Here is a 21,656-nt window from a genome sequence, read left to right as displayed (position 1 = left end):
AATGAACAGTCCACTCCTCAAAGACAAGGTTGTCCTTGTCAGCGGCGGCACCCAGGGCCTGGGTGCCGGCATTGCCCGGCGGGCAGCAGCCGAGGGCGCCGCCGGCGTCGCCGTGACCGGGCGCAACGCCGAGACGGGCGAAAACCTGGCCGCCGAGCTGACGAAGTCCGGCGTCGCGGCGCGCTTCATCAAAACCGATCTGGCGGACGTAGAACAGGCGAGGGCCTCGGTACTGGAGACCATCTCCGTGTTCGGACGGATCGACTGCGCTGTGAATGCCGCCGGCCTGACTACCCGCGGAACCATGCTGGACACCACCCCGGAGCTCTTCGATGCGCACATCGCCGTGAACCTGAAGTCACCGTTCTTCATCATGGCCGAAACGATCAGGCACCTCCGGGACCGCGGGGCTCCCGGGAACATCGTGAACATCATCTCTATTGCTGAACTCGGCGGCCAACCCTACTTGGCGCCCTACGTCGCGGCGAAGGCCGGGCTGGCCGGTGTAACCCGGAACGCCGCACATGCCCATCGCTGGGACAAGATCCGGATCAACGGCTTGGACATCGGCTGGACCGCCACTGAAGGCGAAGCCGAAACCCAACGGAAATTTCACGGCGCGGACGACGACTGGCTGGAAAAAGCCAACGCCTCTGTGCCCATGGGCAAGCTCGGACAAGTGGACGAGATCGCCGAATTTGTAGTCTTTCTCCTCTCCGACAGGAGCGGAGTCGTCACCGGCTCGGTCATTGACTGGGATCAAAACGTATACGGAGGATCAGATTGAGCACCATCACCAGCCGCCTTGCCGCCGCCCCCATTTCCTGGGGCGTGTGCGAAGTCCCCGGATGGGGGTACCAGTTGGAAGCAGACCGCGTACTGTCCGAGATGACTGCCCTGGGCATCACAGCGACGGAATTCGGCCCGGCAGGCTTCCTGCCCGAACAGGCAACGGAACGCGCAGAAGTACTCAAACGGCACAACCTGCAGGCCATCGGCGGCTTCTTCCCCGTCATCCTGCACGATGCCGCCAAGGACCCGCTGCAGGCGGTCTCCGCAGAACTGGAGGCCTACCAGGCGGCGGGTGCCAGCATCATGGTCCTGGCCGCCGAAACGGGTGTCGCCGGCTATGACCAGCGCCACGAACTCGATGCCGAAGGCTGGAACCTTTTCGGCCGGAACCTCGACGCCATCGTCAAGGCAGCGGCCGACAGGGGCATCCAGGCCGTCGTCCACCCCCACGTGGGCACCATGATCGAAACGACGTCGGACGTCAACCGGGTCTTGAACGACACCGCAGCAAACCTGTGCCTTGATACCGGGCATCTCCTCATCGGCGGCACGGACCCCGGACAGCTCGTCCGGGACTATGCCTCCCGGATCGGCCACACGCACCTGAAAGACGTGCGCAAGGCCGTCGCCGAACGGGTCCAGAACGGTGAAATCTCCTACACCGACGGGGTCAAAACCGGAATGTATGTCCCGTTGGGACAGGGGGACGTCGGAATCGCCGGCATCGTCCGGGACCTCCTCGCGGCCGGGTATGGCGGCTGGTTCACGATGGAACAGGACACCATCCTCGAAACCGAACCCGCCGACGAAGGCCCCGTGCGGGATGTCCGACAGTCCGTGGCGTTCCTCCGGGACCTGGAAGCCGGGCTCGCCACATGAGCGCGGTGCGCTGGGGCGTCCTTACGACCGCCCGCATCGCCCAGGACCGGTTCCTGCCGGCGATGCAGAAGGCCCGCAACGCGGTCATCTCCGCGATCAGCAGCCCTAGCGGGCGCGCCGCTGATGTCGCCGCCCGCTTCGACATCCCGGCGGTCTACACATCGCACGAGGAACTGCTTGCCGATCCGAACATCGAGGCCGTCTACCTTCCCTTCCCCAACGGTCTCCACGCTGAGTGGATCGTCGCGGCAGCCGAGGCAGGCAAGGACATTCTCTGCGAGAAGCCACTGGTCGGAAGCCTTGAAGACTACGCCCGCGTCGTCGAGGCGTGCGAACGGAACGGCGTGAGCCTCATGGAGGCCTTCATGTACCGTTTCCATCCGCAGCACCAGAAAGTCCGTGAGTTCATCGACGCCGGCCGCATCGGCCAGGTTGTCTCGATGCATGCGCGGTTCCACTTTGTCATGGACCGCAGCCCGGGAGAGGTCCGCCTGCAGACGGGCCTTGAGGGCGGCGCCGTCAACGACGTCGGGTGCTACGCGATCGACATCATGAACATGGTCTTGGGACGGACGCCGGTCAGCGTCTACGCCAAAGGAACAAGCCCAACGGACCCCGTCGAGACCACCGTCGCCGCGATCCTGGACTACGACGGCGTCCTTGGAACCTTTGACTGCGGCTTCGAAGGACCCCGCACTAACACGTTCCAGATCATCGGCACCAAGGGCCACATCACGCTCGACAAGGCGTTCGACCCGGACCCCGGGGACCCGGCACGAGTGACCGTTTCGCTCAGGGATGGCAGCACCGAGGTCTTCGACATAGCCGAAGACCCCTTCAAGGTCGAAATCGAAAGGTTCAGCGTCTGGGTCCGCAGCGCAGGGCACGAGGTGGTCCACCGGGAGCTCACTGAGCAGAACTTGGCCGTCCGGCTCGCCATCCATGAATCCCTCGCCTCAGGACTGCCACGGAACGTCGAACAGGTTCACGCCGTGGAACACCACTTACTACAGGAGCAGTAATGACCGTCATCAACCACTTCATCAGCGGAGCCGAGGCAGCAGGCACCGGGACCGACACCAAGGCCGTCTACAACCCCGCGACCGGCGCGGTCACCGCGGAGCTGCGGCTGGCCAACCGGGCAGACCTGGATGCCACCGTCGCCGCGGCCCGCAAGGCTGCCGACACCTGGGGCGATATCTCTCTGGCCAAGCGCACCGCCGTGCTGTTCAAGTTCCGCGAGCTTGTCGCCTCCCACGTGGACGAGCTCGCCGAGCTGATCACGTCCGAGCACGGCAAGGTCTTGTCCGATGCCAAGGGTGAGATCGGCCGCGGCCTGGAAGTCATCGAGTTCGCCTGCGGCATCCCGCAGCTGCTCAAGGGCGATTACTCCGACCAGGTCTCCACCGGCATCGACGTGTTCTCCTTCCGCGAACCCGTCGGTGTCGTCGCGGGCATCACCCCGTTCAACTTCCCGGTCATGGTGCCACTGTGGATGGCCCCGATGGCGATCGCCACCGGCAACGCCTTCATCCTCAAGCCCTCCCACCGCGTGCCGTCCGCGGCCATGCTCCTGGCCAGGCTCTGGAAGCAGGCCGGCCTGCCCGACGGTGTGTTCCAGGTCCTGCACGGCGACCGCGAGGTCGTCTCCGGCCTGCTGACCCACCCGGACGTGGACGCCATCTCCTTCGTCGGCTCCACGCCGGTCGCCAAGCACATTCTTGAAGTGGCCACCGCCCACGGCAAGCGGGTCCAGGCGCTGGGCGGCGCGAAGAACCACGCCATCGTCATGCCCGACGCCGACCTCGACAACGCCGCCGACCACCTCGCCGCCGCCGCCTTCGGCTCCGCCGGCCAGCGCTGCATGGCGATCTCCGTTGCCGTCGCCGTCGGCGACGCCGCCGACCTGCTGGTCAAGAAAGTCCAGGAGCGTGCCCTGGACGTCAAGGTCAAAAACGGCACGGAACCCGACGCCGACATGGGCCCGGTCATCAGCTCCGACTCCCGTCAGTTCATCGTCAAGACCATTGCCGAAGCCGAACAGGCCGGGGCCGCCATGGTGGTGGACGGCCGTGACCTCGTGGTCCCCGGGCATGAGGACGGTTTCTGGGTCGGTCCGACCGTGATCGATCACGTCAAGACCGAAATGAGCGCCTACACCGAGGAAATCTTCGGACCTGTCCTTGTCGTGGTCCGCGTGCAGGACCTGGAGGAGGGCATCAAGCTCATCAACGCCAACCCCTACGGCAACGGCACCGCGATCTTCACTTCCTCCGGCGCCAACGCCCGGAAGTTCCAGCGCTCGGTGGACGTCGGCATGATCGGCATCAACGTCCCCCTGCCGGTGCCGGTGGCCTGCTACTCCTTCGGCGGGTGGAAGGCGTCGCTGTTCGGCGACAAACACATCTACGGCCCCGAAGGCGTCTCGTTCTACACCCGCGGCAAGGTCATCACCTCCCGCTGGCCGGAAACGCATCACGCCTCCGGCGCCTCCTACAACTTCCCCTCCAACTGAGCTGATTGCGTTGGCCGGTGCTATGACCCGTGCCGGAAGAGACCCACAGGGACCGGCTGCGTTGACATGGTCAGCGCAGCCGGTTCCTCCGTCCTCGGGACTGTTCAGCTTTGCGCAGGCAGCGACTGCCTGGAACGCACAAGGAATCAGCCCCAAACGACTAATCGGACAGTGACGTTGTTAGACCTATCGTCCACTTAGCTTGTCATGATCGCGGCTATCAGTGGCGCTCCAACAGAGTTACAGAGTCTGGAAGTAGCAGGGCCAATTTGGTAGCTACGATCCTCTGCGGGACGCAGATGGAGTGGACACATGCGACGCCCAAAGCTCTCTGGCCGATGCGCAGGTGCAGGGCGGACGGGGGTCGCCGTCCGGATTGGGAAGGGCGTGGCAATGAATAGCCAAAAATGAGCCCTTTTCGACTGATTCCGAAATGCCGATAACGAACGTTTTGTAATGTGTACATGAGTAATTTGCATCTCAGAGGTGACACTTCCTGAGAAAACAGCCCTGAACTGCGACGATCGAAGATGCTGGTAGCCCGCAGAAACCCCCGCAAGAGCCGTACTCTTACTCGAAAGGTCCGGATCGTGGCTGGTCGGATCCACCAGCTAACCCCCGTAGCCCCAGCGTTTACTAGGGATCTGCAGGGCTTTTCCGCTACTTGAAGACCCTGATGATTCAGCGTCAATAAGCCAAAATCAGCCTGTTTTGATGCGGACCTCTGCTACACCGCTGGGCCGGGAGCGCCTGGGTCCGTTGGCGGTTGGCCTTGCGTGCCGTAGGAAAGGTTTGCCAATTCTTTGCCAATGAGGTTGGCCCGGGCAAAGCAAAAGGCCCTGCTTCCCTTTGTTTGCAAGGGAAGCAGGGCCTTTCTCATTCGCGGTGACGGTGGGATTTGAAACCTTTCCCGCGCCATTGCTGGCGTAGAAATCGTCTAGATTCTGGGAATTCTCATCACTACCAATCACCCTAATTCACCGCAAGTGTGGGCAGAATGTGGGCAAGTTGTGGGTGCTCATGCCCAACCCGGTCAGTTGGACAGTGCCTTTTCCAGAGCTTTCATGGGTGCAAGTAGCCGCAGGCTGTTGGGGATTCGTTGCAGGCCCGGCTTTTCGTAGAATCGGACGAGGTCCTCGTTCTCCGCATCCACTACAAAGAGCTGTACCGGGCTCCTCCGGTGCGCCTCCAAAGCCTCCGTCATCGCGAGTCGGAGAAGTCGTTTGCCATGGCCGAGGTCCTGCCAAGGTTTTGCAATGCCCATCTGGCAAAGCAAAATAGCGGTGGACTGGCCGTCCATAGACCCGGCGCGTAGCCGACTGGACATTCCTTCCGTTGAAACAATGATCGTTTTCAACGCGAAGAAGCCCACGATATCGGACGCTTCGGTGAGGCATACGTGCGTGCCAACCATGCTGCGATTGTTCATGGCTTTGTTCTGAAACCAGTCCTCCACGGAGTCCAGGCCGCAGCGAAACTCAGACAGGTCGTGATCTGGGCAAAGCTTTTCGACCTGGTTCCACGGTGGTGTCATCTACGCCCAGAAGTCCCGCATCTGGGCCGCGATCGCGTCTTCGTCCAGGCTTTCGATGAAGCCTGCTGGCACGAGAGCTACAGCTTCGTGGAACACTCGCTCCGATGCCGGGACCTTGTGCCTGAAGTATCCGCGCAGTTCATCGTCAGGGATGACAGTGCGGTAGGAGCCCTCTTCGTAGTTGTGTAGCCAAGGATCCTGAAGGTGCGTTAGGTTGCGCAACTGTCCTGCTGAGAAGTCCTTGTACTTATCCCAGATCGCCGCCAAGAAGTGCTCTACATCTTCGGGAACACGAGCGGTTTCGACGGCTGGACTAACTTCGCGGGCGACAAGAATCTGATTGATGTTCATGTACCGCTGGTACGTCTTATAGACCACCGGGCCGTGACGGAACGCCTCAAGATTTTCGTCAAAAAGCCGCTGGTCTGTAGAGGCAAGGTAATTTGCCTGAGCAAAGTACAAAAGCTTCTGAAGCTTGAGGGGCGTCACGTCGGGTTCCTGGCGCGAAGCATCCATGTCGAGAAAAAAGTTGGTAACGGCCTCGACGCTCAGGTGGTGACTGAACAGTACGTCAACGTTGTCGTAATCATTCGTCATGGCTTCCACTTCCCCCTAGGTACCGAAAACGAGCCCATTCCACATTTCCTGTGAAGGGCTCGCTGCAAGCTTTTGTTATCCACACGTTTTCAACACGTCATCCACATGTTTTCCCACAACGTTCAGTGATGACACCCTACCTCTTTCAGGTCATTCGGGGGAAATCTGCTCCAGTGAGTTTTAGAAGGATTCAGTCGGATTTTCGGGTCACTTCGCGGAGCGAATGCTGGCTAGAGCCTGCGGTAGGCGGCGATGAACCGTTGACGGGCATCGCGGTATTTCTCAAGTTTTGCGCCGTTCCATACATAGCCCTCCAGCGCCTTGATGAGCTCCACAGCAGATACCCGGATGGCTTTGGGGCAGTGCAGCTCGACCTCCGTCAGACGCGCTCTTGCGGACGCGTCCGATGGGCTGTAGCCATCGTCGGCGGGAAAGACACCGTGCCGCTCCTCATACTCCTGGGCCCCGGCTAATTCTTGCTCGATGCTGGCCAACAGTTCCTCGCACCGCTGCCGATTGGCCGCCCGTCCGGAAGCTTGGTCATTGAGCTTAAGTTTCGACCGTTCGACGAGAAGGTTTGTGCCCCCAGTTGCCACGATTCCGGCAACGACGCCGCCAATGGCCCAAAGCTGTTCAGTCATTTCGCTATTCTGCCGTACTGCCCACGCGCCGATACGTCGCAGGAAGATCTGTGGGACGCGAGTGCGGCTTCCGGACGGCTAACTGTGCGTCCCGGGTCTGTAGTTAAGAGGAGAGGGCTCGCGCGCACACCCCCACCCCCGTGGGGGATATGGATTACTGCCACCCCTCCAACCGGAAGTCGAAGTAGAAGTGTGACTAGAGCGTTTCTGCAACATGTAGACGCGCCCTGCCCCACGTTTGCGAGGGGAGCGGGCTTGCGTCCCATCTGTACCTCAGCCGTGGGGCCAGCTACTGGTCCGCCGTGACTTTGTCCTGCAGAGCGGTCATAAGGGCCTCGGCGTGATACTCCGCAAGGTAGGCAACGAGGTCTGGAATGCGTTGGCCGTAGGGCTGGTTGAACCACAGCTCCAGGTTCTCCGGCCGGTTGTCGTCGCGCTGCCCGTTCTTGTGATGAACAGTCTCCCCCTTGACGAGCTTTCGTCCGAGCATGCCCTCCATGACCACGCGGTGCTCCATCACAATCCCACTGTCGGTCTTGATGGTGACATACCCGTCGCGGTGCGGCTGCCTGGAGCCCATGGCCCGCAGCGCGGAGTTCTCTCCGCGGCGGGGTGGGTCTCCCACTTCATCCAGAAGCCCCTTGCTGTGGGCCCAGGCGTAGCAGGGGGTGCAAAGGCCGCGGATGAGCCCAGTGCTCGCACGCTGCGATGTCCGGAAGGTTTTCTTCGGGGGCTTGTTGCACCGCTTACATTTGGCATCACTCATCCCATTGGTATAGCCCATCGGTGTGACAAAGTGTGGGAGGCCTAGTCGTCCCAGGCGCAAGCTCTCCACAGTGCCCAGAGGCGGCCCCCCCCGTGGCCCGTAGCGCAGTGTGCAGGAAGTACATCCCCCAAGCTCGCTTGCAGAAACACCGTCGCCCATGTAGCGTCGCGCGCGACCCGGGTAAATCTCCCGGGGGGAGAGGGTCTACTGCCGGCGAAGGGGCTCTCGTCGTTTAGCGCCAGCGACTCAGACGCCCTTCCCCCTCCTGGACACCTTTGGGACGCCTTTGAAGAGCTGCCTTAGCCGGTCCGGCTTGCCTTTGGTTGCAGGATCCTGCACGCCCAGTCGAGTGGACGCGTTCCTTGACATGCCCAACAGCTTTCGGCTGAACATATCGACTGCTCGCAGGCCCAGGATCACGTGGTCGAAGTCTTCCCGGTTTTCCATGACGGGCCCGATCACCTTACTGGGAAATGTCTGGACGAACTCAGCAAGCCAGGTGATCTCGTCTTTCAGGCTGCCGTTGGGGATAAACAGATCCGCCTTGACGAAGGCCACGTTCAGCCTCTCCAGGACGTCACCCATGGCCTTTGACGAATCTGTCTGCGCATATTCCATGAGGTCGTTACGGTTCATCTTGCTGACCGCCGGGACCCAAATTTCCTGGCGGCTTGCCCATTGACGTCCCGCCAGGACGATCTCGGCGATAATTTCCCGTTGCTGGCCCCTCAGCTTCTCCTGGAGTTCGGCCTGATGTCGTCGGAGTGCGTGGCTGTTCGTGAGCGCAACACCGCTGAGGGCAGCGACTGCGGAGAGGAAACTGGCGATCAGGGTGGTCCAGAAGGCGTCGGTCATGGTTCCAAGTATCGCCTTCAATTAGAGCGGTTCGTTCCACAACAAGGACGCCGTCCGCTGAGGTGGTGGCGGCCAGGAATCGTAGAAGAATCCAGGCCGCCACCTCAGGTGGCGCTGGGAGTTTCGCCGTCCCTTCATGCCAAGGGACTGGGCTCCCATCCTTCCCGCAACTCTCATGGACGGGAGTGCTGCGGGTGAGGTTGACGCCGTGGGGTTGGACTAGGCAGCCGCCAGCGCGATTTCGACGAAGGCGTTGGGGCGCTTGACGGCGAAGCCGAAGCGGCCTTCGAGGCGGATGGTCACCAGGTTGTGGGAGAAGTTGCTGCCTGAGCGGTCCAGGGCCAGCGTCGCGTCCTCGCGGATGACGATCTGGGCCTGCTGCCAGTCACCAAGGAGCGCGGTGCCGGCCGCTACGGCGTTGGAACGGACTCGCGGGACCTTCCACAGCTTCCCCACGCCGTCCCCGGCGGGGTCGCCCAGCAAGTACTTCCCGGTGGCCCCGGAGTCCCGCAGCAGGTCCAGCGCCTCCGCGTCGACCGGATTCAGCACGAGCGCCGTGGGCGTGATGCCGTAGACCTCGAGGCTGGTCATGGCCTTCCTGATCGACGTCAGCGCGTCCGTGGCGAATGCCTGGGTGATGATGCCGGATGTGTTGAGCAGGCCGGTGAGGTTTTCGCCGGTCCCGTCGCCCTGCAGCGCCTGGTTCTCCAGCGCCTGGTAGAGGCCGGACTCCATCTCGTTCCGGAGGAAGTCCTCCAGATTGGCGTGGTCCGCGAAGTAGCGCTCAGGAACTGGTTCGGACAGGTGCGCGATGACGCGGACGCGGTCTTCAACCTCGGCCAGCGTGTAGACGGAGGTCGGCTTGAGCGCCCCGTCCGCGACCGGGGCCGCGTTATTGGTCCGTACGGTCTGCCGCAGGAAGGAGAACGAGTTGCCCGTGTCAAAGCCGCCCCCGAGTCCCTTGGCCGGGATGAGCTCCAGCAGGGAGCGCGGCGCTGCTGACATGGTCACAATGTCCGTTTCAATCGGCGAGGGGACGCCGATGGAGCCGGACACGAGCGACTTTTGGCCGTCGATTTCGGCGGTCATGGCCTTGGCCATGCGGGCAGCGGTGGCCTTCGCCCAAGCTCCCTGCGCGGCCTTGGGTTCACCGCGGACCGGATCACCGATCTCGGCAGCCAGTGCCCTGGCCTGCGCGGTGATGTCCTCATCCGATTTGGCGGTCTTGAGCGAGTCCAAGTGGTGGCGGGCCTTGACCATGTTCTGCTGATACTCGGCCAGCTGTGCGCCAGTCAGGGGGACGCCGTCGGCGTCCGCCTTCTCGGCGATTTCGCGGGCGCTTTTGGCCGCTGCTGCGGCCGCTTCACGGTGCCTATCAATGCGGGTCTTAAATTCCATTTGGGTGCCCTCCCTGGGCAGGAATGCGCGCCAAATGTGGCGCACGAAAATGAAGGGGGATTCCGGGCGGGCTCCTACGGACGGGTTCAGGACCGGTTCCGCCGACTTGACGCGTTGCGCCCTCGTCGGTGGCCGGGCCCATACCGCTGGTGGGCACACATTCCACGGCGGAGCCTGATAGACGGACGGATTGACCCGGAAAACCGGTATGACCGCTGGCCGTGCCCCTTGGCGGGAGGGGCCGGGCGCTTCCTGGTTCCTCCGAACTTGACCCGCTAAGGTTCCTCGTCCGTTGACCGTCCACGCCCGGCTCTTCCGCTTGGTTTAATGCTATGGGGCCCTTCCGTCAGGAGTCGTGCCCGCCACCGGGCGTGTCTTGGAGCGCCGCCTGCGTGTACCTGTTGAGGATGTTCTCCTCGTGGCCGGGCGCGAGGCCGAGGAGCAGGGCACCGGCCAGGCCGCAGGCGGCGCGGGCGAGCTGCATGGGGTCCTCCGTCTGGGTGAGCAGGATCTTTGCTGCTTCGTCCCCTTCGTTCCGGGTGATCAGCCGGACAATGGCGATGGCCTCAAGGTTGGCTGTCTGTTCTGCGTTGGTGGTCATTTTGTCGCCTTTCATGTGGGTTGGGTTTCCGGTTGTTAGAGTGTTCCGCGTTCCTGCTACATAGGGATCCGGAACGCGGAACACTCCGGTGGGGGCGTTTCCGGCGGCTCCCGTTCCGTGTTCCCCGGGAACGGGACCGGAACGCGGAACAGCCTCACGCGCCCGCCGTTTCAAGTTGCTGACGGTAAACTCTCAAGGCCAAAGTGGCCCTGTCGCCGCCCCAGCCGAGTCGGTCCTTGATGTCACGAACCGACACCGGACCAGGGGCAAGGCTCTTCAGACTGGCAAGGTCTGCTCCGGGTACAGAATCCGGGACACGGTCCCCGGATGTCGGAGCCCACACCGTCCACGAACAGTCACCCGTCAGTTCGAATACCCCTGCCACAGGCTCCTTTTCGCCGGCTGGAGTCGCCGCCCGCAGGCCGCCGTGTCTGTCCTTCTGGATGCCCAGGTAGCAGGAACCCCCGCGGCCTGGAGCGAAGGAGTCCTTGATCCTGACCCGCAGCGATGCCCCGCCGACGGCACGGAGTTTCGCCGCCGTTCCGGTCGGCCCTTTGGTTTCCGGATTTTTCGCAACATGGTCGATCACGATGACGCAGCAGCCAGCGTGTGCCAGTGGTTTGAGTGCGTGACTATGGGCGATGGTGAAATCATCCGGACTGTTGGAGTTCAGGTTGAGGACGGGCAGTAGCTCCCCGATGCTGTCTATGACCACGACGGACGGAGCCCAACGTCGCAGGTCTGTAACCGTCGCCATTAGGTCCGCTTTGTCTTCAGGTTCCTTGTACCGGAACGTCGCCAGGTCTGACAGGGCAGGAATCGGAGCTCCTAGGCCCAATAACCGGGTGACGGTCGAGGCCATGCCGTTGTGGTCCAGGTCCACGACAGCGGCAGAACGCCCGCGGCTCAGGGATTCAGCAACCGCAGCCAATGCCACCCACGTCTTGCCCGATTCCGGCTCACCGAACAACATATTGACCTGCCCGGAATAGAACACCGCCGCCCCGTCGCTACGGAACAGACACGATGGTGCCGGGGGTTTGGGAAGGGTGCCAGAGAGCAGTCCAGCAACGTCACCGTAAGTTACGACCGGCACAGTGTTCCGCGTTCCCACGCCCCGTGTCTGGGGAACGGGGAACGCTTCCGTCAGTGGCGGGAATGGGCTTGTCATGCGCGTTCACCCCCGTGCCACGACCGACCCAGGCGTGCCCGGATTTCCCACTGCCGCCAGCCCGTTCGCTCGAGCCGCTTGCCTTCGGCCAGCAGTTCCTTAGACTCAAGCCCCGTCACCATCGGAGCAACTAAATATCCCTGGGGGTACGTGTCGAGCGGATCACGCCTCCCGTCCTCAAGTTGTTGGCAGCGCTGTGACGCCTTGCGGCGGCGCATTAGACTCGTAGAAAGTTCAAGATCTATGGCCCCCACTGCTTCCCGGCTCTGGGGGCTCTCTTGTAGCCTCATGCTGAACCACCGCCGGCAAGAGCAAGCAGGACTGTAATCGAGTGCTGGTCCCGGGCGACCGAGGCTTCAGAGGCTCCGCGCGCCCGGCTCATGATGCACCGTCGGCGGTATCGCCAGTTCGCTGCATGGTCTGCCTGTCTAGCCATGCTTCTACATCGCTTGCGCGGTAGCGGATGTTGCGGCCCAGCTTGATGAACTTAGGTCCAACTCCGAGATATCGCCACTGAGCAAGGGCGGCCTGGGACTTGCCCAGCCTCGCGCCCAATTCAGTGGGTGCCAACAAATCATTCACCATCATTCCTCCATCTTTGATCGCTCTATATGCAACTTTGATTGCGATGAAGCCATCGAAGCATGGTTGATGCCAAAGATGCAAAATTGATCTTGATATCTCCATCTTTGATCGCTACAGTAGCGGAATGGTAGGTAAAGAACTCGCACCAGGGACGACTGGCGTGGCAACGATGGAAAACCTGAAACGCGCTCGAGGCGAAATGACTTACGCTGAGCTCTCGCGGAGGCTTGAGGCGATCGGACGCCCGATTCCGCCCTTGGGTCTTCGCCGCATTGAGGCTGGAGACCGCCGTGTGGATGTTGACGACCTTGTGGCGCTGGCCGTGGTACTCAACGTTTCCCCGCTAGCACTGCTGCTGCCCCACGGCGGTCAATCGGAAACAAGTGAAATCGGGGGCGATAAAGTCCGCAACGATGAACTGTGGCAATGGGCTATTGGCGAGCGCCCGTTGACCGGCGGTGATCCCCGCCGGTTTCAGGGGGACTCGTTGCCGCCTTGGCTGGAAGTGCGTAGCCTGACGGCCACGGTCGGTCGCGACCCTATTCCAGTAAAGGATTTTTCAGCTTTTTGGGATGGGGGCGGGAGTGGCAAGCGTTGAGAAATATCAGACGGGGGCGGGACCGCGCTACCGTGTGCGGTATCGCAAGCCCGATCACACACAGACGGACAAGCGAGGATTCAAAACCAAGAGGGATGCTGAGCTATTCCTGGCTAGTGTCGAAGTGTCGAAGGCCCGCGGGGAGTTCGTAGACGCGACTGCCGCCCGGGCGCTCATAGGGCCGCTGGGGGCCGCGTGGCTGGCTCGGCAGACGCATCTGAAGCCGTCGTCCTATCGACCGCTCGAATCAGCCTGGAGGATCCATGTGCTGCCGAGGTGGGGGAGCATAGCCGTGGCCGACGTACGGAAAACCGCCGTTCAGCAGTGGGTCTCCGAAATGACTACTGGAGATCCCGGCGCAACGCCTGCCCGGAAGCCCAAAGGGGCGACGCTGGTTATTCGGGCCTATGGTGTGCTGGCCTCGATCCTGGATGACGCCGTGAGTGACCGGCGGACCCTCAGCAACCCGTCCCGGGGCGTCTCACTTCCCCGGAAGGTGAATAAACCTCACGTCTACCTTAGCCATGAGCAGGTGCACGCCCTTGCCGCTGCGAGCAAGTACCCGGGCTTGGTCTTGGTGCTGGCTTACTGCGGCATCCGGTGGGGTGAAGCCACCGCTCTGAGGGTGAAGCACCTGGACATGCTGCGCCGTCGGCTGATGATCGAGGAAAACGCTGTGCAGGTGGGCTCTGTGATCGAGGTGGGCACTCCGAAGAACCACAAGAAGCGCACTGTGCCGTTCCCTCGGTTCCTGGGTGAGCACCTAGCCCGGGCCTGCGAGGGGAAAAAGCGGGATGCACTGGTTTTCCCCGGTGAGAGCGGGCACCACTTGCGGCTGGCCAGAGTGCATGAGGACAATATGAGCTGGTTTGGCAGTGCCGTGAAGCGGACAGGCATTCCCCGAATCACGCCACATGACCTCCGGCACTCTGCGGCTAGCTTCGCCGTGTCGTCTGGCGCAAATGTGAAAGTGGTTCAAAAGATGCTGGGACACAGCTCGGCGGCCATGACTCTGGATACATACGCGGACCTCTTCGATGGTGACTTGGACTCGGTTTCAGACGCCCTGGATCACGCCGTCTCTCAGGCGAGTGTGGGCAAAATGTGGGCACAGCCCTAGCCCAGACAAAGCGAAAGGCCCCGCTTCCCTTTGTTTGCAAGGGAAGCAGGGCCTTTCTCATTCGCGGTGACGGTGGGATTTGAACCCACGTTGGCTTTGACACCAAACAACATTTCGAGTGTTGCACCTTCGGCCGCTCGGACACGTCACCAACCTGACTAGGGTACCGGAGCAAGGCGCCCATCCACAAAACGAGCCGCGACGGCACCCGAACAAACCCGTTGCCCGCGCGCGCCGCCCTTCCCCGCACACGGGCAGGGCACTAGATTCGGAAGCACCATGACTACTTCTCAAGGGCCCGCCACCGCGACCGCCTACTGGACTGTCGGCCCGGAACAGGGTGAGCTCCGCAGCGAGGAACTACCCGCCCCCGGACCCGGCGAGGCACTCGTCCGGACCCTGTACTCGGGCATCAGCAAGGGCACCGAGCTCGTCGTCCATCACGCCAGCGTCCCCGAGTGCGTCGCCGGGGCCATGGCCGCCCCCAACCAGGAGGGGGACTTCCCCTACCCCGTGAAGTTCGGCTACCTCACCGTCGGGGTGGTCGAGGCCGGCCCGGACGGCTGGGCAGGCAGAACCGTCTTCTGCCTCTACCCGCACCAGGACCGCTTCATCGTCCCGGTCGGATCACTCACAGTGATTCCCGACGGCGTCCCCGCCCGCCGCGCCGTGCTCACCGGCACCGTGGAAACCGCCGTCAACGGCCTCTGGGAAGCCGGACCCCGTCTGGGGGACAGGGTTGCCGTGATCGGGGCCGGACTCGTCGGAGGAACCGTGGCCAGGCTCCTGGCCGGCTTTCCGCTGGCGCGGCTGCAGCTGATCGACGTCGACCCCGCCAAGCGCGCGTTCGCGGACGCCCTCGGCGTCGACTTCAGCCACCCCGACGACGCCCTCCCGGACTGCGACATCGTCATCCACTGCTCCGCCTCGCAGGAAGGCCTGGAGCGGAGCCTGCAGCTGGTGGGCGACGAGGGCGACATCATCGAAATGTCCTGGTACGCCGACCGGAGAATCAGCCTGCCGCTGGGCGAGGACTTCCACGCCCGCCGCCTGTCCATCCGGGCCAGCCAAGTGGGCAAGGTCGCGCGCGCCCGCCGGCACCGCCGCACCAACGCCGAGCGCCTCGCGCTTGCCGTGTCCCTGCTGCAGGACCCGGTCTTTGACGTCTTCCTCACCGGATCCTCGGAGTTCGCGGAGCTCCCCGACGTCGTCCAGCGACTTGCCGACGGAACCCTGGACGCCCTGTGCCACGTCATTGAATACCCGTCCGACGAAGCCCCGTCCACTGATCCATCCATCGCCCAGCCCATCGAAGCCACGAGGTAGCCCGTGTTCAGTCTGACCGTCCGCCGTAACTTCATGATCGCCCACAGCCTGCCCCGCGAAGTCTTCGGCCCCGCCCAGGGCCTGCACGGGGCCACGTTCGTCACCGAGGTGACCTTCCGTCGTCGTGAGCTCAATGACGACGCGATCGTGCTGGACATCGGCGCGGCGGGGGTCGTGGTGGATGAGGTCCTCGACGAGCTGAACTACAAGAACCTCGACGAGCACCCCGACTTCGCCGGCAAACTGAGCACCACCGAGGCCCTGGCCCGGTACATCGGCGACGGCGTCGCCGCGCAGATCCGCATCGGCAGGGACGGCCGCGCGCTCACCGGGCTGGACGTCACCCTGCGGGAGACCCCCGATGCCTGGGCCAGTTACTCGCTGGACTTCGACGCCAGCTAAGCAGATGCCGCCGGTCAGCCTGCGCATCCGGTTCGTGGTGCCCGGGAACGTCCGGCACAACTCCGGCGGGAACGTCTATAACGCCGCACTTGCCCGGGAACTTACCGCCCTGGGCGCGGACGTGGAGACGTGCCCGCTCGACGGCGACTGGCCAGGCGGCAGCGGCGCGGACCGGCGTCGCCTGGCCCGGCTGCTGCACGCGACGCCCGACGCCGGCGCCCCTGCTGAGTCGGGTCGCGCCACTTTGGGGTCAGACCCGACGGGCCCGACGCCTGGTTCCGTGACGCTGGTCGACAGCCTCCTCGCCTGCGGAGCGCCCGACGAACTGGAAGCGGCCGCCGCCGCAGGCCAGCAGGTCTGGATCCTGCTGCACATGCCCCTGCCGGACCGCCCGGAGCGTGAACACCGGGCCCTGCAGGCCGCGGCCGGGGTCATCTGCACGAGCGGTTCGGCCGCGGCAGACATCCGCGCCCGGCACGGCCTGGACGGCATCAGGGTGGCCCTCCCCGGCACCGCGCCCGCACCGTTGGCACCGGGCAGCCTGTCCGCCGGCTCCGGCGAGCCGCACTTCATTGCCGTGGCCGCACTGCTGCCGAACAAGGACCAGGCGCTCCTGCTGGAAGCGCTATCACGGCTCACGGACCTCCCATGGACGGCGTCCCTCATCGGCTCGGACGCCGCCGATCCGGCCTATGCCGCGCAACTCCGGGACACGGTACAACGGCTGGGCCTGGCCCGGAGGGTCAGCGTCCCCGGGGAGCTCCGGGGCTCAGCGCTCGACGCCGAATGGAATGCGGCGGATCTCAGCCTGCTGATTTCCCGGGCCGAAACCTACGGCCTGGTGGTCACCGAATCGCTGGCCCGCGGCATTCCCGTGGTGGTGCGCGAGGGCACCGGCGCCGTCGAAGCCCTCGCCGCCGGCACGCCACAGAACCTGCCGAGCAACTCGGCTGGGAACCCCGCCGGCAGGCCGCCCGCCCCGCCGGTGCCGAACCCGCCGCTGCCGGGCGCCGCCGTCGGCCTTGGAACGGACCCCGCCCCGCTGACAGGCCTGCTGCGCCGCTGGCTGGGCGACCCCGCGCTCAGGCAACGCTGGCGGGACACGGCAGTCGCCGCACGCGGCCGGTTGCCCGGCTGGGACACCACCGCCCGTACCGTGCTGGGGTTCCTGGCGACGGAAACGGCAGAGGCCGGAAAGCGACCGGCAAACCCGACGGCGCGGGTTGATACCCTTCTTGATACCGCTGACGGAGAAGCTGTTGGAGAATGAGCCCATGAGCACCCAGCCTGTGACGACGCACGCACCGTCGGTCAAAGAGCCCGTGGACATGCCGGAGCCGCAGAGCCTGACCCGGGAACGGCTCCGGGCTTGGGCCTGGCACCGGCAGGGTCTGGACGGATCGCTGGCCGGCTCCACGGCGGAGCAGGTGCTCGCCCGGGCCGGCTGGGCCCGGTCCGTGGGCGGCGCCAATCCGTACCTCACGCTCTTCGCCCGCGCCGGCATCCGCCGCGAACAGGTGGACGCCGACGTCCTCGCCCACCGGATCCTCGAGCTCCCCGCCGCCCGCGGCTGCACCTACGTCCTGGGCCGTGACGACTTCGCCTGGGCGCTCCAGCTGGGCCGCGACGCGGCCGAATCGGCCTTCAAGGTGGTGGGCAGGCTCGGAGTGGACCGTGGCGAAGTCACGCTGCTGGAAGAGCAGGTGCTGCACACGCTCGCCGAAGCGGACGGGCCCCTGGATCCGCGGCAGCTCAAGGACGAGCTCGGCGATTCCGTTCGCAACCTCGGGGAAGAAGGCAAGAAAAAGGGCGCCACCACCACGCTGCCCACCGCGCTGGGGCTCTTGCAGTCGGACGGCAGGATCCGCCGGGTTCCCGCCAACGGGCGCCTGGACCAGCAGCGCTACGCCTACGAGCCTTGGGGCCTGCCGGCTAGCAACTTTGACGACGACGCCGCTCGCACCGAGCTGATCCGCCGCTACCTGGGCTGGACCGGCGGCGCCACCTTCAAACAATCGCAGTGGTTCACAGCGTTCACCGTGGCGCAGACCAAGGCGGCGCTCGCCGCCGTCGGCGCCGTCGAGGTACCCACCGCCCAGACCTCACAGGACGCCGCCGGGGGAGACGCGCTGTGGATGCTGCCCGACGACGTCGGACTCCTCGCCGCCTTCGACGAACCGGCAGAAGAACAGGTCCAACTGCTTGCCGGAACGGACTCACTCTTCCTGCTGCGCCGCAACGCGGCGGACCTGCTCGCCGACGAAGACCAACACAAGCCGGCGCTGGAATCGCTCGCTCTGCAGGCGGACCTCCCGGACCACCCCATCCTGGACCGCGGCCGGATCATCGGGCTCTGGCAGTACGAACCGGCCAAGGAACGGATCGTGCCGTGGCTGTTCCACGGCCCCACGCCAGCCGTGTCGCAGCGGATCGCCGAGGTGGAAGCGTGGATCCGCGAGGACCTCGGTGATTTCCGGGCCTTCAGCCTCGACTCGCCGGCCACCCGGCAAAAACGCATCGATGCGCTCGCAGCATCTGCGGAAGCCTCCGGGGCCGGGTAGCCGGAACGGATCAGGCGCGGTGTCCGGCGAAAAAGTCCCGCAGCAGCGCGGCGCATTCCTGCTCCCGGACGCCGGCATAAACTTCCACCCAGTGGTTGAGCCGGCGCTCGCGGAGGATGTCGAACACGGACCCCGCGGCCCCGGCCTTCTCATCCCAGGCCCCGAACACCACCCGCGGAATCCGGGCCAGGACAATCGCCCCCGCGCACATCGCGCACGGCTCCAGCGTGACCACCAGGGTGCAGTCCTCCAGCCGCCAGCCGTCGTCGTCCCTGCCTTCCAGGGCCCGGCGCGCCCGCAACCGCGCGGCCGCCTCGCGGATGGCCACCATCTCGGCATGCGCCGTCGGGTCTCCCAGGGCCTCGCGTTCGTTCCGCCCCGCGCCCAGCACGGAACCGTCCGGTCCGATCACGACGGCGCCGATCGGCACGTCCGCGGTGGCCAGGGCATTCCGGGCCTCGGCCAGGGCAAGGCCCATCCATTGGGCATGGCGGGGCTCCTGAGAAGTCATGGGTCAATGATAGTTTCGATCCTAAGTATGCTGTTCAGCCGGGCTGTGCAGCCCGCGGGTTAAATTAGTCAAGTATCCGGGAGACGGCCGTGACCACCAGAACAGAGAACTGGCTGACGCAGCGCTGGGGCAAGTGGGTGGTGCCCTACGCGGCGCTGTGGATCACGATGCTGATCGGCGGCGTGGTGGTGGTGATCCTGGCACTGACCAGCGCCGAGGTCTACGACAACGTGGTGGACGACGCCGGCCTCGCGAACCTGGACAAGCCGGCGCTGGCGTTCATGGAAAATTTGCGCAGCCCCGGCCTGGACGCCTTCATCACCGGGTTCACCAACATCGGCGGCGGCATCGGCATGCCCATCCTGGCCAGCATCCTGACCGCGATACTGATCTATACCTCCCGCAGTTGGCGGCCGCTGATCCTGATCGGCGGCGCCGCCGCCGTCTCCGTGACCGCCACGGCCCTGGGCAAGAAACTGATCGGCCGCGCCCGCCCGGACCACGCCGACGCCGTGCCGCCGTACGAAAACTCGCCGTCGTTCCCGAGCGGGCACACGCTGAACACCACGGTGGTGATCGCGCTCGTGGTGTACCTGGCCTGCCTGCAGATCAAACGGACCAGCGCCCGGATCGCCCTGATCACCGCGGGGGCGATCTTCATCATCGCGATGGGCCTCAGCCGGGTCTATCTGGGCCACCACTGGATGACGGATGTGATCGTCGGGTGGGTGCTGGGACTGGCCTGGGTGGGGATTGTGATCCTGGCCCACCGGCTCTTCCATGTGCTGCGGCACCGCGAACACGCCGGCCCCCCGCCGACCTTTGAGCACCCCGCGCACCTGCACGAAGGCGCCGCCGGCGCCAGTGCCCGGGCAGGGACGGACGACGCCGATACTCCCGGCCCGGCGGGACGGTCCCCGGGATCCGGATGATAGTTTTGACCCATGCGCACTCTCGTTGTGGACCACCCGCTGGTCGCCCATAAGCTCACCGTTCTGCGGGACAAGAACACCCCGTCCCCGGTCTTCCGCCAGCTCACCGAAGAGCTTGTGACGCTCCTCGCCTACGAGGCCACGCGTGATGTCCGCACCGAACCGGTGACCATCGAGACGCCCGTCAGCACCACGATCGGCACCGCGTTCACCAAGCCCACCCCGCTGGTGGTCCCGATTCTGCGCGCCGGGCTCGGCATGCTCGAGGGCATGACCAAACTGGTCCCCACCGCGGAGGTCGGCTTCCTGGGCATGGCCCGCGACGAAGAGACCCTGGACATCATCACCTACGCCGAGCGGCTCCCGGAGGACCTCACGGACCGCCAGATCTTCGTCCTCGACCCCATGCTGGCCACCGGCGGAACCCTGCGCGAGGCCATCAAGTTCCTCTTCAAGCGCGGCGCCTCCGACGTTACCTGCATCTGCCTCCTGGCCGCCCCCGAGGGCCTGGCCAAGCTGGAAGAAGAGCTGTCCGAGGCCAACGTGACCATTGTCCTGGCCTCGATCGACGAGAAGCTCAACGAAAAGTCCTACATCGTGCCCGGCCTGGGCGACGCCGGAGACCGGCTCTACGGCATCGCCGGCTAGGGCCGGCTCCCCGCGGGGGATCCCTTCCGCATTGCGGCGGCCCGCGTTAGCCTGTGCGCCATGGACTGGAAACTTGAACTAGTGTTTGTGCCCGTGTCCGACGTCGACCGGGCGAAGGATTTCTACGTCAACAAGGTGGGCTTCAACGCCGACTACGACGAACGCCCCATGGAAGGCATCCGGTTCGTCCAGTTGACGCCGCCGGGCTCCGGCTGCTCGATCGCGATCGGGGAGGGCCTCAACGACGCCCCGCCCGGCACGGCGCCGAGCCTTCAGCTCGTGGTGAGCGACATCCAGGCTGCGCACCGGCAGCTCAAGGACAACGGCGTGGACGTCAGCGACATCGACGTCCAGGACTGGGGACACTTCATCTACTTCGCCGACCCCGACGGCAACAAATGGGCCGTGCAATACATCCCCGGCCGGCCCAACGGCTGAGCCCGCCACATTGCGCCCGGTGACGCCTGCGCCCCGGACCGCAGGGCCTAAGCCCGGGGGCATGGGGCAGGATGGAACCATGAGCCTTCCCTCCCGCCGCAGGGCCACGACCCTGACCGCCCGCGCCGTCCTGTTCGATATGGACGGCACACTGGTGGATTCCACCAGCATCGTGGAACAGGTATGGACCACCTTTGCCGGGCGTTACGGCCTCGACATCGCGGAGATCCTGCGTTCCTCCCACGGAGTCCAGGCGATGGATACGGTCCGCAGGTTCGCCCCGGCCGGCGCGGATATCCACGCCCTCGCGGCGGAACTGGGCCGGATGGAGCTGGCCGAGACCCGCGGCATTGTCCCGGTGCCGGGCTCGCTGGAGCTGCTCGCGAGCCTGCCGCCGGATGCCGTGGCGCTGGTGACGTCAGCGTCACGGGACCTGGCAGAGGTCCGGATGGCCGCCGCGGGGATCGGCATCCCGGCCGCCGCGGTCACCTCTGAGGACGTGGCCCGGGGCAAACCGCACCCCGAGGGATACCTCCGGGCGGCCGCACTGCTGGGCGTGGACCCGGCCGACGCCGTGGTGTTCGAGGACGCCCCGGCGGGCATCGCTGCGGGAGTCGCCGCCGGCATCCGGACCGTGGCGGTGGGCCCGAACGCCGGCGAGCTGCCCGACGGCGTGCTCCACATCCCCGACTACTCCGAGGTTGCCGTGACCACGCACTTCACGGTCGCCGGCGTGCGCACCCTGTCCTTCGACTTCTAGGGCCCGCCCGCCGTCCGGACGCGGCA

Annotated in this window: 24 protein-coding genes and 1 tRNA gene; 14 read left to right on the top strand and 11 right to left on the bottom strand. The window is 64.8% G+C overall.

Translation table 11 applies throughout. The features are described from left to right. The first annotated feature begins 1 nt into the window (after nt 1). From C9424_RS18895 to C9424_RS18880, 4 genes are read left to right on the top strand one after another with little or no spacing between them, the layout of a single operon-like run. Complete coding sequence (locus C9424_RS18895; protein ID WP_116768398.1) at nt 2–787, top strand: SDR family oxidoreductase; 786 nt, start codon at nt 2–4, stop codon at nt 785–787. After that, nucleotides 784–1,671, top strand: coding sequence for a sugar phosphate isomerase/epimerase family protein (locus C9424_RS18890; RefSeq protein ID WP_116768397.1), 888 nt, complete (start codon nt 784–786; stop codon nt 1,669–1,671). Before C9424_RS18895 ends, C9424_RS18890 begins: the two co-directional genes overlap by 4 nt. Next, entirely contained in the window at nt 1,668–2,693 is a 1,026-nt protein-coding gene (locus C9424_RS18885) for a Gfo/Idh/MocA family protein (protein ID WP_116768396.1), read from the top strand. The genes C9424_RS18890 and C9424_RS18885 overlap by 4 nt, the downstream gene beginning before the upstream one ends. Then, complete coding sequence (locus tag C9424_RS18880; protein WP_116768395.1) at nt 2,693–4,186, top strand: CoA-acylating methylmalonate-semialdehyde dehydrogenase; 1,494 nt, start codon at nt 2,693–2,695, stop codon at nt 4,184–4,186. Before C9424_RS18885 ends, C9424_RS18880 begins: the two co-directional genes overlap by 1 nt. Before the next feature lie 1,033 nt (nt 4,187–5,219). On the opposite strand, the gene C9424_RS18875 is transcribed toward C9424_RS18880, so the two are convergent. The 9 genes from C9424_RS18875 to C9424_RS18835 form a co-directional block, all read right to left on the bottom strand. Then, a complete protein-coding gene (locus tag C9424_RS18875) occupies nt 5,220–5,615 on the bottom strand; it encodes a GNAT family N-acetyltransferase (protein ID WP_161958255.1) in 396 nt (131 codons plus the stop codon). A 105-nt stretch (nt 5,616–5,720) separates the two neighbouring features. Further along, nucleotides 5,721–6,317: a Panacea domain-containing protein gene (locus tag C9424_RS18870; RefSeq protein ID WP_116768393.1), complete on the bottom strand. Its 597-nt coding sequence runs from the start codon at nt 6,315–6,317 to the stop codon at nt 5,721–5,723. A gap of 230 nt (nt 6,318–6,547) precedes the next feature. After that, nucleotides 6,548–6,958, bottom strand: a complete 411-nt coding sequence (locus tag C9424_RS18865) for a hypothetical protein (RefSeq protein ID WP_116768392.1) — start codon at nt 6,956–6,958, stop codon at nt 6,548–6,550. A gap of 289 nt (nt 6,959–7,247) precedes the next feature. Next, entirely contained in the window at nt 7,248–7,583 is a 336-nt protein-coding gene (locus tag C9424_RS21505) for an HNH endonuclease (protein WP_161958254.1), read from the bottom strand. A gap of 387 nt (nt 7,584–7,970) precedes the next feature. Beyond that, nucleotides 7,971–8,579 (bottom strand): hypothetical protein, encoded by a 609-nt coding sequence (locus C9424_RS18855; RefSeq protein WP_116768390.1) that lies wholly within the window; start codon nt 8,577–8,579, stop codon nt 7,971–7,973. Between the two features lie 219 nt (nt 8,580–8,798). Beyond that, nucleotides 8,799–9,977, bottom strand: coding sequence for a phage major capsid protein (locus C9424_RS18850; protein ID WP_116768389.1), 1,179 nt, complete (start codon nt 9,975–9,977; stop codon nt 8,799–8,801). 346 nt (nt 9,978–10,323) lie between these two features. Beyond that, nucleotides 10,324–10,578 carry a hypothetical protein gene (locus C9424_RS18845; protein ID WP_133247537.1) on the bottom strand — a complete coding sequence of 85 codons (255 nt, stop codon included), beginning with the start codon at nt 10,576–10,578 and terminating at the stop codon, nt 10,324–10,326. Between the two features lie 154 nt (nt 10,579–10,732). Then, on the bottom strand, nt 10,733–11,692 hold the full coding sequence (locus C9424_RS18840) for an AAA family ATPase (RefSeq protein WP_237563563.1): 960 nt from the start codon (nt 11,690–11,692) through the stop codon (nt 10,733–10,735). 435 nt (nt 11,693–12,127) lie between these two features. Further along, a complete protein-coding gene (locus tag C9424_RS18835; RefSeq protein ID WP_237563562.1) occupies nt 12,128–12,436 on the bottom strand; it encodes a helix-turn-helix transcriptional regulator in 309 nt (102 codons plus the stop codon). 22 nt (nt 12,437–12,458) lie between these two features. Here C9424_RS18835 and C9424_RS21750 point away from each other — a divergent pair, with 22 nt between their 5' ends. Next, nucleotides 12,459–12,932 (top strand): helix-turn-helix domain-containing protein, encoded by a 474-nt coding sequence (locus tag C9424_RS21750; protein ID WP_202615924.1) that lies wholly within the window; start codon nt 12,459–12,461, stop codon nt 12,930–12,932. Beyond that, nucleotides 12,919–14,052 carry a tyrosine-type recombinase/integrase gene (locus C9424_RS18825; RefSeq protein ID WP_116768408.1) on the top strand — a complete coding sequence of 378 codons (1,134 nt, stop codon included), beginning with the start codon at nt 12,919–12,921 and terminating at the stop codon, nt 14,050–14,052. The genes C9424_RS21750 and C9424_RS18825 overlap by 14 nt, the downstream gene beginning before the upstream one ends. Before the next feature lie 64 nt (nt 14,053–14,116). Here C9424_RS18825 and C9424_RS18820 read toward each other — a convergent pair. Beyond that, nucleotides 14,117–14,203 (bottom strand) — tRNA-Ser (locus C9424_RS18820). 128 nt (nt 14,204–14,331) lie between these two features. Between C9424_RS18820 and C9424_RS18815 the strand changes: the two genes are divergently transcribed. The 4 genes from C9424_RS18815 to C9424_RS18800 are packed head-to-tail and all read left to right on the top strand — an operon-like array spanning nt 14,332 to nt 18,341. Beyond that, nucleotides 14,332–15,378 carry a dehydrogenase gene (locus tag C9424_RS18815; RefSeq protein WP_116768386.1) on the top strand — a complete coding sequence of 349 codons (1,047 nt, stop codon included), beginning with the start codon at nt 14,332–14,334 and terminating at the stop codon, nt 15,376–15,378. Nucleotides 15,379–15,381: 3 nt separating this feature from the next. After that, entirely contained in the window at nt 15,382–15,780 is a 399-nt protein-coding gene (locus C9424_RS18810) for a 6-pyruvoyl trahydropterin synthase family protein (RefSeq protein ID WP_116768385.1), read from the top strand. A gap of 4 nt (nt 15,781–15,784) precedes the next feature. Further along, complete coding sequence (locus tag C9424_RS18805) at nt 15,785–17,050, top strand: glycosyltransferase family 4 protein (protein WP_202615923.1); 1,266 nt, start codon at nt 15,785–15,787, stop codon at nt 17,048–17,050. 4 nt (nt 17,051–17,054) lie between these two features. After that, complete coding sequence (locus C9424_RS18800) at nt 17,055–18,341, top strand: DNA glycosylase AlkZ-like family protein (RefSeq protein ID WP_116768384.1); 1,287 nt, start codon at nt 17,055–17,057, stop codon at nt 18,339–18,341. A 10-nt stretch (nt 18,342–18,351) separates the two neighbouring features. On the opposite strand, the gene C9424_RS18795 is transcribed toward C9424_RS18800, so the two are convergent. Continuing rightward, nucleotides 18,352–18,852 carry a nucleoside deaminase gene (locus C9424_RS18795; protein WP_116768383.1) on the bottom strand — a complete coding sequence of 167 codons (501 nt, stop codon included), beginning with the start codon at nt 18,850–18,852 and terminating at the stop codon, nt 18,352–18,354. Between the two features lie 89 nt (nt 18,853–18,941). Here C9424_RS18795 and C9424_RS18790 point away from each other — a divergent pair, with 89 nt between their 5' ends. The 4 genes from C9424_RS18790 (at nt 18,942) to C9424_RS18775 (ending at nt 21,630) form a co-directional block, all read left to right on the top strand. Further along, the gene (locus C9424_RS18790) at nt 18,942–19,784 is read left to right on the top strand and encodes a phosphatase PAP2 family protein (protein WP_237563561.1); all 843 of its coding nucleotides are present in this window, start codon (nt 18,942–18,944) and stop codon (nt 19,782–19,784) included. Between the two features lie 12 nt (nt 19,785–19,796). Then, a complete protein-coding gene (gene upp, locus C9424_RS18785; protein WP_091255877.1) occupies nt 19,797–20,432 on the top strand; it encodes a uracil phosphoribosyltransferase in 636 nt (211 codons plus the stop codon). A 60-nt stretch (nt 20,433–20,492) separates the two neighbouring features. Next, complete coding sequence (locus C9424_RS18780) at nt 20,493–20,870, top strand: VOC family protein (protein WP_116768382.1); 378 nt, start codon at nt 20,493–20,495, stop codon at nt 20,868–20,870. A gap of 79 nt (nt 20,871–20,949) precedes the next feature. After that, a complete protein-coding gene (locus C9424_RS18775) occupies nt 20,950–21,630 on the top strand; it encodes an HAD-IA family hydrolase (protein WP_116768381.1) in 681 nt (226 codons plus the stop codon). Nucleotides 21,631–21,656 lie beyond the last annotated feature (26 nt).

Source organism: Arthrobacter sp. H-02-3 (genome assembly GCF_003097355.1).
Classification (GTDB): domain Bacteria; phylum Actinomycetota; class Actinomycetes; order Actinomycetales; family Micrococcaceae; genus Arthrobacter; species Arthrobacter humicola.
The sequence above is the reverse complement of the archived record's forward strand: the minus strand, read 5'-3'. Positions and strand labels throughout refer to the sequence as shown.

Bases quoted from the DNA above. Each gene is read 5' to 3' on its own strand.
- C9424_RS18895 (WP_116768398.1), top strand. From the start codon at position 2: ATGAACAGTCCACTCCTCAAAGACAAGGTTGTCCTTGTCAGCGGCGGC.
- C9424_RS18885 (WP_116768396.1), top strand. From the start codon at position 1,668: ATGAGCGCGGTGCGCTGGGGCGTCCTTACGACCGCCCGCATCGCCCAG.
- C9424_RS18880 (WP_116768395.1), top strand. From the start codon at position 2,693: ATGACCGTCATCAACCACTTCATCAGCGGAGCCGAGGCAGCAGGCACC.
- C9424_RS18875 (WP_161958255.1), bottom strand. From the start codon at position 5,615: ATGAACAATCGCAGCATGGTTGGCACGCACGTATGCCTCACCGAAGCG.
- C9424_RS18870 (WP_116768393.1), bottom strand. From the start codon at position 6,317: ATGACGAATGATTACGACAACGTTGACGTACTGTTCAGTCACCACCTG.
- C9424_RS18865 (WP_116768392.1), bottom strand. From the start codon at position 6,958: ATGACTGAACAGCTTTGGGCCATTGGCGGCGTCGTTGCCGGAATCGTG.
- C9424_RS18855 (WP_116768390.1), bottom strand. From the start codon at position 8,579: ATGACCGACGCCTTCTGGACCACCCTGATCGCCAGTTTCCTCTCCGCA.
- C9424_RS18850 (WP_116768389.1), bottom strand. From the start codon at position 9,977: ATGGAATTTAAGACCCGCATTGATAGGCACCGTGAAGCGGCCGCAGCA.
- C9424_RS18845 (WP_133247537.1), bottom strand. From the start codon at position 10,578: ATGACCACCAACGCAGAACAGACAGCCAACCTTGAGGCCATCGCCATT.
- C9424_RS18835 (WP_237563562.1), bottom strand. From the start codon at position 12,436: ATGGAGATATCAAGATCAATTTTGCATCTTTGGCATCAACCATGCTTC.
- C9424_RS21750 (WP_202615924.1), top strand. From the start codon at position 12,459: ATGGTAGGTAAAGAACTCGCACCAGGGACGACTGGCGTGGCAACGATG.
- C9424_RS18815 (WP_116768386.1), top strand. From the start codon at position 14,332: ATGACTACTTCTCAAGGGCCCGCCACCGCGACCGCCTACTGGACTGTC.
- C9424_RS18805 (WP_202615923.1), top strand. From the start codon at position 15,785: ATGCCGCCGGTCAGCCTGCGCATCCGGTTCGTGGTGCCCGGGAACGTC.
- C9424_RS18800 (WP_116768384.1), top strand. From the start codon at position 17,055: ATGAGCACCCAGCCTGTGACGACGCACGCACCGTCGGTCAAAGAGCCC.
- C9424_RS18795 (WP_116768383.1), bottom strand. From the start codon at position 18,852: ATGACTTCTCAGGAGCCCCGCCATGCCCAATGGATGGGCCTTGCCCTG.
- upp (WP_091255877.1), top strand. From the start codon at position 19,797: ATGCGCACTCTCGTTGTGGACCACCCGCTGGTCGCCCATAAGCTCACC.
- C9424_RS18780 (WP_116768382.1), top strand. From the start codon at position 20,493: ATGGACTGGAAACTTGAACTAGTGTTTGTGCCCGTGTCCGACGTCGAC.
- C9424_RS18775 (WP_116768381.1), top strand. From the start codon at position 20,950: ATGAGCCTTCCCTCCCGCCGCAGGGCCACGACCCTGACCGCCCGCGCC.